14 protein-coding genes are annotated in these 13,951 nt (G+C 71.6%); 4 read left to right on the forward strand and 10 right to left on the reverse strand.

Annotated elements, in window-relative coordinates; all coding sequences use genetic code 11:
* Positions 1 to 13 precede the first annotated feature (13 nt).
* On the reverse strand, positions 14 to 805 hold the full coding sequence (locus OG257_RS14280; RefSeq protein ID WP_329207857.1) for an A24 family peptidase: 792 nt from the start codon (positions 803 to 805) through the stop codon (positions 14 to 16).
* A 105-nt stretch (positions 806 to 910) separates the two neighbouring features.
* Between OG257_RS14280 and OG257_RS14285 the strand changes: the two genes are divergently transcribed.
* Both OG257_RS14285 and OG257_RS14290 read left to right on the forward strand, forming a co-directional pair.
* Positions 911 to 1,279, forward strand: a complete 369-nt coding sequence (locus tag OG257_RS14285) for a DUF192 domain-containing protein (RefSeq protein WP_329207859.1) — start codon at positions 911 to 913, stop codon at positions 1,277 to 1,279.
* Positions 1,280 to 1,401: 122 nt separating this feature from the next.
* The gene (locus OG257_RS14290; protein ID WP_329207861.1) at positions 1,402 to 2,487 is read left to right on the forward strand and encodes a hypothetical protein; all 1,086 of its coding nucleotides are present in this window, start codon (positions 1,402 to 1,404) and stop codon (positions 2,485 to 2,487) included.
* A 24-nt stretch (positions 2,488 to 2,511) separates the two neighbouring features.
* On the opposite strand, the gene OG257_RS14295 is transcribed toward OG257_RS14290, so the two are convergent.
* The 6 genes from OG257_RS14295 to OG257_RS14320 all read right to left on the reverse strand — a co-directional run bounded on the left by OG257_RS14295 (position 2,512) and on the right by OG257_RS14320 (position 8,234).
* Entirely contained in the window at positions 2,512 to 3,294 is a 783-nt protein-coding gene (locus OG257_RS14295; RefSeq protein WP_329207863.1) for a hypothetical protein, read from the reverse strand.
* A gap of 126 nt (positions 3,295 to 3,420) precedes the next feature.
* Positions 3,421 to 4,614 (reverse strand): hypothetical protein, encoded by a 1,194-nt coding sequence (locus OG257_RS14300; RefSeq protein WP_329207864.1) that lies wholly within the window; start codon positions 4,612 to 4,614, stop codon positions 3,421 to 3,423.
* A gap of 78 nt (positions 4,615 to 4,692) precedes the next feature.
* Positions 4,693 to 5,586 (reverse strand): hypothetical protein, encoded by an 894-nt coding sequence (locus tag OG257_RS14305; protein ID WP_329207866.1) that lies wholly within the window; start codon positions 5,584 to 5,586, stop codon positions 4,693 to 4,695.
* Entirely contained in the window at positions 5,583 to 7,247 is a 1,665-nt protein-coding gene (locus tag OG257_RS14310) for a Hint domain-containing protein (protein ID WP_329207867.1), read from the reverse strand. The genes OG257_RS14305 and OG257_RS14310 overlap by 4 nt, the downstream gene beginning before the upstream one ends.
* Positions 7,248 to 7,328: 81 nt before the next feature.
* Complete coding sequence (locus OG257_RS14315; protein ID WP_329207869.1) at positions 7,329 to 7,727, reverse strand: hypothetical protein; 399 nt, start codon at positions 7,725 to 7,727, stop codon at positions 7,329 to 7,331.
* A 177-nt stretch (positions 7,728 to 7,904) separates the two neighbouring features.
* Positions 7,905 to 8,234, reverse strand: coding sequence for a hypothetical protein (locus tag OG257_RS14320; RefSeq protein WP_329207871.1), 330 nt, complete (start codon positions 8,232 to 8,234; stop codon positions 7,905 to 7,907).
* 293 nt (positions 8,235 to 8,527) lie between these two features.
* Between OG257_RS14320 and OG257_RS14325 the strand changes: the two genes are divergently transcribed.
* Positions 8,528 to 9,919, forward strand: a complete 1,392-nt coding sequence (locus tag OG257_RS14325) for a benzoate/H(+) symporter BenE family transporter (RefSeq protein ID WP_329207873.1) — start codon at positions 8,528 to 8,530, stop codon at positions 9,917 to 9,919.
* A 404-nt stretch (positions 9,920 to 10,323) separates the two neighbouring features.
* Here the strand turns inward: OG257_RS14325 and OG257_RS14330 are convergent, their stop codons facing one another.
* Positions 10,324 to 10,926, reverse strand: coding sequence for a DUF6000 family protein (locus OG257_RS14330; RefSeq protein ID WP_329207875.1), 603 nt, complete (start codon positions 10,924 to 10,926; stop codon positions 10,324 to 10,326).
* 269 nt (positions 10,927 to 11,195) lie between these two features.
* On the opposite strand from OG257_RS14330, the gene OG257_RS14335 reads away from it, so the two are divergent.
* The gene (locus OG257_RS14335) at positions 11,196 to 12,191 is read left to right on the forward strand and encodes an endonuclease domain-containing protein (RefSeq protein WP_329207876.1); all 996 of its coding nucleotides are present in this window, start codon (positions 11,196 to 11,198) and stop codon (positions 12,189 to 12,191) included.
* A 103-nt stretch (positions 12,192 to 12,294) separates the two neighbouring features.
* Here OG257_RS14335 and OG257_RS14340 read toward each other — a convergent pair whose 3' ends face one another.
* On the reverse strand, positions 12,295 to 12,897 hold the full coding sequence (locus OG257_RS14340) for a hypothetical protein (RefSeq protein ID WP_329215086.1): 603 nt from the start codon (positions 12,895 to 12,897) through the stop codon (positions 12,295 to 12,297).
* Between the two features lie 158 nt (positions 12,898 to 13,055).
* A complete protein-coding gene (locus tag OG257_RS14345) occupies positions 13,056 to 13,922 on the reverse strand; it encodes an NmrA family NAD(P)-binding protein (RefSeq protein WP_329207878.1) in 867 nt (288 codons plus the stop codon).
* Positions 13,923 to 13,951 lie beyond the last annotated feature (29 nt).

The following is a 13,951-nucleotide window of genomic DNA, read 5'->3' on the forward strand; positions in this document are numbered from 1 at the left end:
CCGTGGGGCCCGGTCAGGCGGCCAGTCCGCCGAACAGCAGCCCCAGCAGCGCGCCCGCGATCATGAACGGGCCGAACGGGATGCCCGTCTTGCGCCCGGCCCGACGCAGCAGCATCAGGCCGAGTCCGTACAGCGCCCCGAGCAGGAACCCCGCGAAGCCTCCCGCGCACAGCACCGCCCACCCGTACCAGCCGAGCGCCACGCCCAGGGCCAGGGCGAGCTTCACATCGCCGAAGCCCATGCCGTTCGGGTTGATCAGGAACAGCAGGAAGTAGAAGCCGCCGAGCGCCGCTCCGCCGAGCAGCGCGGAGATCCAGGACCCGGCGTGCTCGGGCAGCAGGGCCACGGCACCGAGGAGCACGACGGCGGCACCGGCCAGCGGCAGCGTCAGCCGGTCGGGGAGCCGGTGGACCCTGCGGTCGATGACGGCGAGGAGCACCGCGACCGGGGCCAGCAGCAGCCAGACGGCGAGCTCGGGCCGGGCGCCGGTGGCGGCGGCGAGGGCGACGCACGCGAGGACGGTGACGACGGGGGCGAGGACCGCGGGGGCGTAGCGGTGCCGTCCGGCCGGCGGGGCGGCCTGCGGGGCCGCGCCTGCCGGGAGCGAGGGGACGGCCACGGCGCAGTTCGCGCACCGGGTCGAGCCGAGCCAGCCGCGGCCCGGGCCGGTGAGTGCGTGCCCGGCCGGGCACGCGACCCGCCAGGGCTCCTCCGGCTCGACGGAGAACCGGTAGGCGGCGCGCGGGAGCAGCAGTCCGGTGGCGGCGCCCCAGAGGGCGGCGACCGCAATCAGTGTGGCGTCCACGACGCCGACCCTAATCCGGCGGCACGGCAGGGGTCTTGGGCCCTGGGGCCCACCAGTGACCGATCCGGACCCAGATCGGGGCTCCGGCGGCTACGGTCGGTGCCCATGGGGAAATGGCGCAATGGCGGCGGAACGCTGACGGTCGGTACGGGTACGGGCACGCAGGAGGTGCCGCTGCGGATCGCGGCGTCCTACCGGGCGCGGATGCGGGGACTGCTGGGTGTGGAGGGCGTCGACGGGGCACTCCTGATCACGCCGTGCGGGAGTGTGCACACCTTCCGGATGCGGTTCACCATCGATGTGGCGTATCTGGACCGGAAGTTCAACGTCCTGGCGGTCCGCACGATGAAGCCGGGCCGCCTCGGGCTGCCCCGGCTGCGCGCCCGCCATGTGGTGGAGTCGGAGGCGGGCGCGATGGAGAAGTGGGGGCTGCGGCCGGGCACACGGGTCCAAGTGACCGCCACGACACGGTAGTCGGGCGCGGGGCGCTCCGCGGGCGCCCCTGCCGCACCCCGCCGTATCGACCTTGCCGGACCTGCGGGCCGCTCCTACCCTGAGCGTCTGGTCGTCGACAGGGGGGAGCGACCGTGGCCCGGGTGCCGTCCGACACGGAGATACTCGAGGCGGTGGAGGTGTACGCACGCCGGCGCGGAGTCTCCGCCCGCCTGGCCGATCCCGGCGCCGCCGCCCTCACCTGGCAGTTCCTGCTGGACTTCCGCATCGTGCGGTCCGTCGAGGAGCGCGGCGAACGCCCGATGCGGGAGCCCGGCAGCCGCCGCGAGGAACTGGCCGGACGGCCGACGTACACCTCCATCGAGTCCTACCGGGTCGCCCCGCCCGACGATCCGGAGCGGCACGACGCCTGGCGGCTGGTGCGCCGGGGCTCGCTCGGTGAGGAGCGGTGCGAGAAGTGCAAGGGCGGAACGAACTCCTGCGGGGCGTGCGGCGGGCGCGGCGTCCGCGACTGCCCCCGGTTCGTCGACTGCCCCGTCTGCCAGGGCGGCCCGGACGCCTGCTGGGAGTGCGAGGGCACGGGGCGCAGACGCGCCGGCAGACCTGCGCACCCGTACGCCGCGGCCCCCTCGGCGCACCGGGTCCTCTGCACACGCTGCCGGACCTCGCAGGTGGCCTGCCCCAAGTGCGGCGGCCGGCGCCAACTGGACTGCACCACCTGCAAGAAGACGGGCTCCGTGCAGTGCGGTACCTGCGAGGGCACCAAGCGCGTCATCCACCAGGAGTGCGAGGGCACCGGCCGTTTCACGGTGTGGACCGAGGGCTACATCAACCAGAGCCCCCGCCGGGAGAAGGAGCGGCGGCTCGGCAGACTGGACCTGAGGCGCACGACCGGCAACGCGGGCCGGTGGCACGAGACCGTGCTGCGCGGCGCGGCCGACGAACTCCCGGACGACCTGGACGAGGCCGACCGGACCCTGATCGACCCGCTCCTGGCCCCGCGGAAGGACGAGGTCGCCCGCCGCGCGACCCTCCGCCGCCTCCCGCTGGCCCACGTCCGCGTCCACGCGGACCCGCACCGCGACTACTACGCCTTCCCGTCCCACACGGGTATCGAAGTCACGTCCCGCCCGACGAAGGAACGCGTCCGCAACGTCGCCGCGATCGCCGCCGCGTCACTGGTCCTCGTGGCCCTGTTCGCGGCACTGGGCATGGCGGTGCTGCGTTGACCCCGGCCGTACGCCTGCCGGGGCTCAGGGGAGCTTGGCCGCCTGTGCGGTGACGAGTGCGGCCGGCACCTCGGGCGTCCTGGCCGAAGTGAAGTTGGCGGCGTAGAAGGTGACGACCGTCGAACCGGTCCGTACGAGCTGGAAGACCAGCGGCACGCCTTCCCCCTCGATGCTGCCCGTGACCTGGTAGGCGAGCGACTCCTGCCCCGCCTTCGGCGCGGGCAGCGCCTTGACCTCGGTGTACGTGGACGGCCCGTCGTCACTCGTCGTACGGAAGCCGCCCGCGCAGGCCTTCACCGCGTCGCGCACCGAGCTCAGCAGCTGCTCCGCCCCGCCGGGTGCGTGCGAGGTGAGGATCTCCGTGACGACCGTCTGGTCGTCCTGGCCCTCTTCCGAGACGTCCATGGCCGTACGGAAGACGGTGGCGGCCGGGGCGGGTTCGGGCGATCCGTTGATGATCGAGGCGATCGGCCGGCAGGCCGGGTTCTCGGACTGCTCGGTGCCGCGTTCGTCGCCGCCCGGCATCTTGGCGAAGTCGTAGTCCGGCAGCTCACCGTTGGCCAGGGCCACCTTGAGGAGCTCGGCCTCCGTGAGCGTCTTGCCGTTGCTGGTGGGCTTGGGTCCCGGAGCGGATCCGGTGTCGGAGCCCGGAGCGGGCGAGGCGCTCGCGCTGCCGCTCGCCTTGCCGGTGGCCTTCCCGCTGTCCTTGCGCTCACCCTTGTCCGCGCTGTCGCCCGGCCCGCACGCGACAGCCGTGAGACACAGGACAGCCGCGGTCGCCGCCATGACAGTCGTACGTACCTTCATCGTTCAACGCTCCTGACCGACAGTGCACCCGGAGTCTGCACGCTAACAACCGGGAGTCCGCGGGCGCGTGGGCCCGTGGGCCCAATGGCGGCCCCCGGAGCCAGGAGGCGGCGGACACCGCCTCGGTCAGGGCGGTCCCGAGCCGAGCAGCGTCCAGGCCCCGTAGGCGGCGGAGGCCAGGGCGAGCACGCCGACGGCCGTGGCCGTACGGGCCGTCGTGCGCAGCCTCAGGAGCGCGACGGCGGGCGGGAGGAGCAGCGGGAACGCCGGCATCATCAGGCGCGGCCGGGAGCCGAAGTACCCGGAGCCGATCAGCGAGATGACGACGACGGCGATGGCGTACACGAGGACGGGGAGCGGCTGCCGCTGCCGTACGCACAGGGCGACCAGCCAGCCCAGCAGCCCGAGCGCCACGCACAGCCCGAGAGCGGCGGGCAGCGGCAGGCCGACGATGAAGGCGGCCAGCGCCCGGCCCCCGTCGATGCTGTTGCCCCAGGCGGCCTGGACCTCGAAGTACGCGAACGGGCTGTCCTCCCGCACGGCGACGAACACCACGTACGCGAGCCAGCCCAGCGGTGCGAGGCAGACGCCCGCCAGCATGCGCGCATGCCTGCGCACGAGGCCCTTCCGGTCACCTGCCCGGTACTCCCGTACGAGCACGGCCAGGGCCGTGACCGCCAGCGCGGCCACGAGCGCGGCCGCCGAGGGCCGGGTCAGGCCCGCGAGGACGCACAGCCCGCCCGCCACGATCCAGCGGTCCCTGAGCACGGCGTACAGCGCCCAGGCGGCGAGCGCGGTGAAGAGAGTCTCGGTGTACGCCATCGACTGCACGAACGCGGTGGGATACGCGCCCCACAGTGCCGCCAGCACCACCCCGGTCCGCCGCCCGTGCAGGCGCGCCCCGACGGCGAAGATCCCCCAGGCCGCCAGCAGCCCCGCGGCCCAGGCGACCGTGATCCCCGCTCCCCGGACGGTGAGCGGGGTCACCTCGGCGATGGCGCGTTCCAGCGCGGGCAGGAGCGGGAAGAAGGCCAGGTCGGAGTGGACGCTGCCGTCGGGAAGGGTGGCGGTGTAGCGGTAGCCGTGCTCGGCGATCCGCTGGTACCAGACGGAGTCCCAGCGACCGCCGAGCAGCTTGAGCGCGTCCTTGCCCGCTAGGGAGGCGGCGACCCAGAAGACGACGAGCCCGGTGACCCGTACGACCGCGTAGGCCCCGAGGGCGGGGGCTGCGGCCTTGAACGCCGCCGCGGCGCGGAGACGGACGGCGTGCCCGTGCGGAGGCGGCACCGACGGCCGGGCGCTGGTCAGGTTGTCGTGCATGCGGCCGATTATGAGCACAGGCGCCCGCCCCGCTCCCAATCGCCGATGCCCCGGCCGCCTCCTCGCCGGCTCGCGTCCTCAGCCGTCCCAGGGCGGCCGGGCCGGGCGGCGGCACCACCACCAGCCGCGCTCGGCGACCGCCGTGCCCGACCGGGTGAGATGTCCGAGCAGCGCGCCGCCGTCGTCCTCCGTGTGTCCGCGGAACACGTCGTCGAGCGCTGCGACGGCTCGGGCCAGCCGCTCCCGCTCATCGCCCGAGGCCGCCTCGATCAGCTCCTCCAGGCGGTCGCGGGTGCCGAGGTCCTCGGCGTACAGGTCGAACGGGTAGCGCCCGGTCGGCCCCCAGTCGGCAGCGATGCGGCGTACCAGCCGCTCCCAGAGCAGCAGCGCCTCGCGCGCACGGTTCACGGGGCTCTCCGCGGGGGCGGTGCGCCCCGGGTCCGTGGTGTCCGCGAAACCATCGGCGACCGGGGTGCCGAGCTTCTCCCCCCGCAGGATCTCGGCCAGCACTTCGACGCGTGCGGTCGGTAGCTGCGCCATGGATGCCTCGACCGCGTCGACCACGAGGGCCGGGGGCTCCCCGTCCCCCTCGCCGTCCGTCTCCAGCAACCGCGCCCGGGTGACCGTCCCGTCCGGGCCGGCCGCCCAGTACGCCGACGGTGCCTGCTCCTGTGCGGGGTACAGCACGGTCGTACCGAGGCGCAGTGCCAGCCGCAGTGCCGCCTCCGACTCGTCGGGCGGGGACGTCACCGCGTCCGATACCGAGACGTCCCAGGAGAGCGCCACGTCCCCGCCGACGCCCCGGTAGGTGCACAGCACCGGAGCGTCCCAGTTGCGGTCGTACGTCTGCTCGTCGTCCTCGTCGGCCACGTCCGTGTCCGCCACCGGCAGACCGATCGCACCGGCCAGCGCCGCCGCGATGGTCCGCGGTTCCGGCCGGTGCACCGAGAGGAAGGTGTAGAGCACAGTCACGAATAGGTCCCGTCGTAGACCTTCTTGGCCTTCTCGACCACTTCGGGATGGTCGGCGAATCGCGGGTTCCTTGTCAAAGCGGGCGAATCGGTCTTCCCTCCCGCCTTGGCGATCTCCTTGAGGGCCGCGTACTCGTTCCTGTCGAGTTCCACGAGGCCCTTGCCGGAGATCGGGAAGGTCCGGCCGTTCTCCTCGACCCCGTACTTGCGGCCGTTGATCTCGTAGGCGCTGCCGTTGTCGACGAGCTTCCCCTTGCCTTCCGCGATCCCCTTGATGTCGTTCTGGATGTCCGCCTCATTGCCCTTGAGGATGACGGTGTTCTTCTCCTTCACCATGCCGTTGCGCGCCCCTGCGACGGTGTGACGGGGGTGCGGCGGCTTGAGCTTCTTGCCGGCCGCGGGGCCCTTGACGCTCGGGTCCGTCTCGAATTCGCAGTCGTTGTTGTGCACGAGCGCGCTGGCGGCGCCGACACCGACGTAGTACGCGTGGATTCCCTCGACCGACAGGTCGTGCGTGGTCTGCTGCTCGGTGTACCGGGAGACGCCGGTCACGAGGAGCGAAGCACCGCCGGGCAGCCGCAGCCGGTCCCCGGTCACGATGTCGCCGGCGTCCACCCACCGCTGCCGGCCGGTGAGCCAGAACGGGTGCGTGTCAGTGGCCGTGACCTGACCGGCGGAGGTGCTCAGCCGGGTGAACTCCTTGTCGTCGTACGTGGTGAAGGTCTCCGTGACCCTGCGTACCTCGGAGAGACCGCGAACCGGGTCGGTGGCGACGACCTCGTCCCCCGTCCGCAGCGACTCGATCGGGACGCGCCCGCCGTCGGCGACCAGGACCGGGGTCCCGGGCGGGAAGCTGTGGCTCACCGGGCAGGTGGTCGGCTTGTCGTCGGCCTTCTCGTCCTTCTTCGGCGGGTCCTTCTTCTCCGCGTCGAGCTTCTTCTTCGCGTCGGCGAGCTTCTTCTCCGCGTCCTGAACCTTCTTGCGGTTCTTGATCAGACCCGTCAGCCCGTCATACAGGTCCCCACCGTGCTTCTTGAGCTTCTTGATCAGCTCGACGGCCTTCTTCCACTTCCACGGCGCCCCGTACTTCGCCGCGAGCTTCCCGACCGCACCCCCCACAAGACTCAGCAGCACATTGATCAACGTCTCGGTGCACGCACCCATGTCACCCTTGGTGACACAGTCCAGCGCATCCGTGATCCCCAACTCCTCGGCAAGGATCTTCGCAAGCTCCTTGGCCGCCTCGACAGCCTTGTCGGAGTTGGTCTTCTCCTCCTTCTGCGCATCCTGAAGGTCCTTCAACGCATCGTCATAATCGATCTGTGTCTGCGTCTTGGGGGAACCGTCGTCCGACGCCGGGGACCCGTCGCCCGGTGAACCCGAGTCGCCGCCCTGGGCCTCGGTCCCGTCACCGCCGCCACAGTTGCCGCCACCGGTCACCTGACAGACGGCCGTACCGAACCGCTCCGCCAGCTGAGGGCCCATCCCCGTCGCCAACAAGGCGCCCACAATGGCCACGACCACAACGACCAGGCCGACGTACTCGATCGCACCCTGACCCCGCTGCGACCGGCGCAGACCCGCAAGACGCACATCCGTACGCGGGACGAACCCCCGCGACCAACGGCGCAACCGACGACGCACAACCCCCAGAACTGGCATGCATACGACGCTAACTACCGCACACGGCAGTCGTCTTGGGCCCACGGACCCAACTCTGCGGACGCGGGCCGACCGGTGACCCTACTGCTCGGCCTCGGTCAGGGTCCCGAGGCCCCGGCCGACCAGCGGAGCTACGGTACGGATCAGTTTCAGCTGGGTCGAGCGCAGGACGCGCACCGTGGTGTCGTCGGGCCAGCCGGTCGTGGTCGACCACCCGTAGCCCGAGCCGACCACATCGCTGGCGAAGGCGAGCTCCGTCGCGAGCAGCGCCCGCGCCCAGTCCATCGGGTCCAGAGCCTCCTTCTCGGCGAGGGCTCTTCGGATCCACAGGCCCCGGCGGTTCAGATCCTCCGTACCGTCGAAGCCCATGGCCACGGCGAACTCCTCCGTACAGCGTGCGGGGCCGCTCCACTCGATCAGGCCCTGCTGGAGGAGCCGGGACTCCTCGTCGGTCAGGGTCAGTTGCTCAGCCGTGGGCATATCCGTCGTCACCTTCCGGTTGCGGCCCGGCCCGGCGCTGTGGGGGCGCGCCGGGGCGGGCGTCGATCATCTGCCGCGACGACGCTATTTTCCGGGCGGTCGCCCGTCTTGGGCCCACGGACCCAACTCGGCACGCCCGGACGGGAATCCCGCTCCTGCGACTGTGCGCCCGGGCGGTCAGTCGCCCTCCAGATGGAGTTCCGTGGCGGGATCGTCCCGGCAGATCCGGGCGATGCGCCCGACCGCGTCCAGGGCAGCTCGCTGCGCCGCCCCGGTGGTGCGGCTGCGGGTTCCGTCGAGTTCGGTGAGCAACTGCTCCATGTCGGCGGCGGTCAGGACCAGCGTTCCGTCGAGGTCGACCCGGGACAGCATCGGCAGGGCGCTCCCGCCGCAGATGCGGGCGAACGTGTCCGCGTCGTCCACGAACACGTCGACCTGGGTCAGCCGGCGCCGCCTGGGACTGGTGCCGGGCCGGTCCACGCGCTTCAGCACTGCGTCGACACCCATGGACGCGGCCCTCGTCTCTTCCGTCTCGCTGCCAGAACCTCGTCAGGACGCCGGGTCACGGCGCCGCGGACGGGAACGCGGTGATTGAGCTTCCCATCGCGCACGACCGCCCGGATGTAGTACTGGGGGTCTCCCGCCGCCCGTAGGCCCAGCCCCGAGCCCAATGCGCCCCGGCAGACGTCCGTCTCGCGGGCCGGAACCGGCGGGTCGACCGCGTCCGTTCGTGTAAGGGTTCGTAAGTCCCTACGGTTCGTACGGCTACGAGCCCCCCAGAGCGGAGAGGCGCTACAGCGATGCCCGGTCCTTCGACCCCGGCGACGGACGAATGGGCGGAGGGCAACGGTCCTCCCGAGCCCGCCGAGTCCTCCGAGTCTGCCGCGCCCGCCGAACCTTCCGGGCCTTCCGGGCCTTCCGGGCCTTCCGAGCCCGCCGAAGCTTCCGGGCCCACCGAAGCTTCCGGGCCCACCGAAGCTTCCGGGCCTTCGGGGCCTTCCGGGCAGGCGCCACGCCCCGGGCTCGCACGCGACCTCTCGCTCTCGGCGGTCCTCGCCGGGCTCGTCGCGGTCGTCGTCTCCTACTCCGGTCCGCTGGTCATCGTGCTGTCCGCCGCCCACGCCGCGCACCTGGACGCCGCCCGCACCGGCTCCTGGATCTGGGCGATCTCGATAGGCAGCGGCCTCACCTGCATCGCCCTCAGCCTGCGTACCCGTATGCCGGTGATCACCGCCTGGTCCACCCCGGGTGCCGCGCTCCTGGTCACCAGCATCGGCTCGTACGCGTACGGAGACGTGATCGGCGCCTTCGTGGTCTCCGGTGTCGTGATCGCCCTGATCGGACTGACCGGGGTCTTCGGGCGACTGATGCGGATGGTGCCGGGCGCGGTCGTCTCCGCCATGCTCGCGGGCATCCTCCTCTCCTTCGGCACCGGTGTGTTCACCTCGCTGGAAGGCACCCCGCTCATCGCCGGCTCGGTCCTGCTGGCCTACCTGCTGGGCAGGCGCCTGCTCCCCCGGTACGCCGTGCTCATCGCCCTCGTCGTCGGCGTCCTGTGCAGCGCGGCCACGTCACGCCTGCACATCCGCCTCGACCATGTCGGCCTGGTGCAGCCGGTGTTCACCGCGCCCAGCGTCTCCGTCGCCTCACTGATCGGCATCGCCGTCCCGCTGACCCTGGCCACGCTCGCCTCGCAGAACGCCCCCGGAGTCGCCGTGCTGTCCGCCTCCGGCTACCGCCCCGACGACCGTCTCCTGGTCGGCTCCACCGGCCTGGTCTCCGCCGTGCTCGCCCCCTTCGGATCCCACGCCGTGAACCTCGCCGCGATCACCGCCGCGATCTGTACGGGCCCCGAGGCGCATCGCGACCCCCGGCGGCGCTACGTCGCCGGGGTGGCCTGCGGTGCGTTCTATCTGGTGGTCGGCGCGTTCGGCTCCACCCTTGTGGCGTTCTTCGCGGGCCTGCCCAAGGAACTCGTCGCCGCTCTCGCAGGCGTCGCCCTCTTCGGCGCGCTGTCCGCGGGCCTGACGGGTGCGGTCAAGGAGGACAAGGACCGTGAGGCCGCCCTGGTCACATTCCTGGCCACGGCCTCCGGCGTCACCCTGTTCGGCATCGGCTCGGCGTTCTGGGGGCTCGTCCTCGGCATGACAGCGCACCTCGTCCTGAACGGCCGGCTCGTTCGCCGACGGTGACCGGACACACGGGTTGTCGACCGCGCCCGTCGGCGGGTACGTGATCGCCGGTCCGACTGACGCCCCCCAGGTCGGCACGCCGTGAAGGGAGTCCATCTGCTCCGCGCCCGCCGTCGCCCCACAGCCTGATCCAGCTGGGGCGAGAGCCGTCCACGACAACTCGGTGGCATCAAGAGGGTCTATCTTCCCCCGGCGACGCCCGGGGGAAGAGGCCCCAGGCGATTGCTTCCCGTATGCCACGAAGCGCAAGCCATTGGAATCCGGGACTCACTCAAGTGACTCCCGAAGTGGCGAACATCTGCTGTCGGTTCTCGGGCTCTGGGTCAACTTCTGTGGGCGTGACGGAGGGTCGCCGCGTCAAGGACGACGAGCCAGAGTCTTCGACGCGAACAAGACCGATGGGGTCAGGTGTCGGCGCATTCGTCGATGACGGTGCAAGCGAGGCGGATGCCGCCCAGGTAGGTGGAGATACCGTCCTCGCCGTGCATGTGGGGCGCGTCCTGGAACCACTGCCGCCACAGGCCGCCCTCCTGGAGGAAACGGCTGGCCCGGTCGCTGTGCAGGACGGAGTCGGTGTACGCCAGGGCGCCCATGGCTGTCGGCTGGTCGTAGGCGAGGTCGGGCCGATGCAGGTAGTGATCCAGGTAAGCGGCGAGCAGGTCGGCGTCCCGCGCGGTGCCGAAACTCGCCAACGCCACGCAGTAGGCCCCACCCGCGAAGCAGACCTCGCTCTCCAGCAGCAGCGCTCCCAGACGCTCGCGGAAGTGGTCACGGCGCGAGACGGCGGCTAGCCATGCCGCGGTGCGCCGCTCGCGCCAGCTGCCCTCGAAGAGGATGGTGAGCTCGGCGTCGGTTACAGCCCTCGCATCAGCGGCCAGGGCATGAACGAATGGCTCGTACTCCTCGCGCGGCATGCGAAGTACCGCTCCGCCAAGCTTCAGGTAGCGGCGCGCAGGGAGGCAATAGCGGCGGTACAGGGCCTGTGTCTCGGGGTCGTAGCGGATCACCACCCCATCCTCTCGCGACGAGCACGCAGCTGATGGCGCGCGGCGGAGTAAGCCTGCCGTGGACCTGAGACGGGAGGGGCGCCAACTGGGACCCAGGTCGGGTGAGCAGGTTTTCGACAGGACGCAGCGTCACTGCTCCACAGAAGATGAGCCAGAGCCGGTTCTCGTGAACAAAGCCAGTCCGGCCAAGTCATTCTGAAACGATCAGTTAGGGATCCCGTTATCCACAGCCCTCCGCAGCCCGCGCCCCCTTCGTGGATTGTTGTGCCATGAGCCGCCCGATCCGCACATGGCGCCCGCCCGACCCGCAGGAACCGCGCGCCGTCCGCAGGGCCCGTCAGATACGGGAACTGGCGTCCCTCGCACCCGGCGGCGTCCTCTTCACCGCGAGGGCCCGGGAAGCGGGCTGGCCGGCGCACCCGCTGTACCAGCGGCTGGCAGCGGCCGGCTGGCAGCCCATCCACCCGGGTGCCTGGGCAGCTCCGGGCCGGCTGGTGGACTGGCTGACCCACGCCTGGGTCGTACAGAGCCTGCAGCCCCACCTGGTGTGCAGCCACCGCACGGCGGCAGCCCTGCACCTCGTCGAGATCCTCGACCCTTCGCGTACCTGCCATGCCACCGAGTTCACCGACCCGCGCCCCGGCGCATACCGCCGCCGCCCGGGGACCCGCGTCCACCGCCTGCCCCTCGACGCGGCCGACCGGACGGTCCGCCGGGGGCTGACCACCACGTCGGCCGCCCGGACGGTGGGCGACCTCATACGGTGCCTCCCCCGCGACGAGGCCGTCGCCGCCGCAGACTCGGCGCTCGCCACCCGTACGGTACGAGGAGTCCAGCGCCCGCCGCTCGTCCACATGGCCGCTCTCCGCGCCGAGCTGGCCACCCACCGGCGGGGGGCGGTGCGGGCGCGCGCCTGGCTCCCCCTCACCGACGCCCGGTCCGGCTCCCCGGCGGAGACCCTGGCCCGCCTCCACCTGCACGACGCCGGCCTGCACCCGGAAACACAGGCCGCCCTGCGCACACCGTCCGGCCGCACCCTCCACCCGGACTTCTTCTTCCGGTCCCACGGCCTGGTGGTCGAGGTCGAGGGCTACGCCTGCCACGGCACCCGCGAGGCCCACGCCATCGATCTGCGCCGGTTCAACGAGCTCCAGGCCTGCCCCGAGGTCCGCCGCGTGCTGCGCTTCACCGCGGTCGAGGTATTCCGCCACCCCGACCGCGTGGTCACCCAGATCCGCGCGGCCCTGGCGGCCCTGCACCCGTAACCGCCCGCGATTCAGGAGTGCTTCCTCCCCAATTCACGCCGAGGCCCGACCTCAATACGCACACGATGAACCCCATTTCGCAGGCTTCTTCGCCGGGGCTGCGTCACACGCTGAGGACCGCGTTCCCGTACACCCGCCACGGCGACTGCTCCACCGACTCCAGGGCCGCCAGCTGCGGGTGCCCGGACGCGATGCCCTCCCGTACGGCAACGGCGTCGGGCCACCTGTCGAGACCGGCCGTGCCGTCGACGACCACCCCGTCCCAGTCCGTCCCCGCGGTCGCACCCTCGCGGTCGACGACGAAGCCGATGCACAGCACGGACGCCCGCCCGACCGTCAGCCTGATCGCCCGTACGGCCTTCTCCAACTCCTCCGGGGGCAGCCCTCCGAGACCGAACTCGGCCACGGCCACCCGCGGCCCCGCCCGGCGGATACGCATCAGGACGTCCAGGTCATGGCTCACCCACAGCCGCACACCGATCCCGTCCAGTCGCTCCAGCCCGGCGATGGAGAGCAGCTGCTCCCTGGAGACCGGCGACCGGGTCCCGCCGGACACCGGCGATGCGGGGTCCTGGCTGTCGAGCACGATGCGCCCGGTGACCGGATGGGCCAGCCGGAGCCCCGCCGCTTCGAGATCGCCGAGCAGCGTCCCGGCATCCACCCGGGTCCAGCCCAGGTGGTACGAGTGGAAGAACCCGGCACCCATGGAACGCCTCACCCCATCACAGCGTGAACACTTCGCTTCGGCGCCGGTCAACCGGCTCACCGGCGAGAATATTCAGCCCCCCGGGCCCGCTGCGTAGGCCCAGGGACCCACCTCCCGACCCAATCCGGAACCGCGGGTCACGGCCTCCGGGCCCGCGCTCAGCGGAAGGCGGCCCGGTTGGCGGCCAGGAACTCGGCGAAGGTGCGGGGTTCACGGCCGGTCAGGTTCTTGACCTCGGGCGTTGTCGCGGCCAGGGAGCCGGTGCCGACGTCCGCCCAGAGGTGGGCGACGTCGAGGGCGAACTGTGCGGGTACACCCTGCGCCTGGAGCCTGGCCGCCATGTCGTCGCTGCTGAGGCCGACCACATCGACAGGCTTGGCCAGCGCGCTGGAGAGCTGCCCGGCGATCTCGGCCATCGTGAGCGCTTCGGGGCCGGTCAGCACGAAACTCCGCCCCGAGCCCGAGGGTTCGGTCAGCAGGGCGGCCGCGCACGCGGCGATGTCGTAGCAGTCGATGTACGAGACGGGCGCATCGACCGCCGGGGCGATGAGGCTTCCGTCGTCGCTGAAGGTGCCCGCTCCGGTGATGAAGTTCTGCATGAAGCCGCTGGGCTGGAGGAGGGCCCACTCGATGCCCGATGCCTTCAGGTGCTGCTCGATGTCCCAGTGCGCGCCTTCCGCGAGTCTGCCGCCCTGGTGAGCACGCCAGACCGAGATCTTGACCATCTTCGCCACACCGGCACGCACAGCCGCGTCGATGGCCGCCTTCTGCTGGGCGACCATGGGCTGCTCCGCCCCGTCCGCGGTGGGGACCGCACCTGCACCGTTGAGAAGGACCTGGTCGACGGCAGTGAGTGCCGCGTCGATCGACTCGGGGTCGTCGAAGTCTCCGACGACGTACGGGCAGCCGAGCATACGGCCCTTGCCGGCATCCCGGACGAGGGCTTTGAACGGCACCTGGAGTTGCTGTAGTTGCTGGACCAGATGCTTGCCGATGGATCCGGTTGCTCCGGTTACCAAGATCATGTGAAGCCCTTCCTCTAAGATGAGGGGTC

Source organism: Streptomyces sp. NBC_00683, assembly GCF_036226745.1.
In the GTDB taxonomy this organism is placed as follows: domain Bacteria; phylum Actinomycetota; class Actinomycetes; order Streptomycetales; family Streptomycetaceae; genus Streptomyces.

Coding starts and splice junctions, on each gene's coding strand:
- OG257_RS14315 (WP_329207869.1), bottom strand. CDS start 7,727: ATGCCCACGGCTGAGCAACTGACCCTGACCGACGAGGAGTCCCGGCTC.
- OG257_RS14295 (WP_329207863.1), bottom strand. CDS start 3,294: ATGAAGGTACGTACGACTGTCATGGCGGCGACCGCGGCTGTCCTGTGT.
- OG257_RS14345 (WP_329207878.1), bottom strand. CDS start 13,922: ATGATCTTGGTAACCGGAGCAACCGGATCCATCGGCAAGCATCTGGTC.
- OG257_RS14300 (WP_329207864.1), bottom strand. CDS start 4,614: ATGCACGACAACCTGACCAGCGCCCGGCCGTCGGTGCCGCCTCCGCAC.
- OG257_RS14285 (WP_329207859.1), top strand. CDS start 911: ATGGGGAAATGGCGCAATGGCGGCGGAACGCTGACGGTCGGTACGGGT.
- OG257_RS14335 (WP_329207876.1), top strand. CDS start 11,196: ATGAGCCGCCCGATCCGCACATGGCGCCCGCCCGACCCGCAGGAACCG.
- OG257_RS14325 (WP_329207873.1), top strand. CDS start 8,528: ATGCCCGGTCCTTCGACCCCGGCGACGGACGAATGGGCGGAGGGCAAC.
- OG257_RS14310 (WP_329207867.1), bottom strand. CDS start 7,247: ATGCCAGTTCTGGGGGTTGTGCGTCGTCGGTTGCGCCGTTGGTCGCGG.
- OG257_RS14320 (WP_329207871.1), bottom strand. CDS start 8,234: ATGGGTGTCGACGCAGTGCTGAAGCGCGTGGACCGGCCCGGCACCAGT.
- OG257_RS14340 (WP_329215086.1), bottom strand. CDS start 12,897: ATGGGTGCCGGGTTCTTCCACTCGTACCACCTGGGCTGGACCCGGGTG.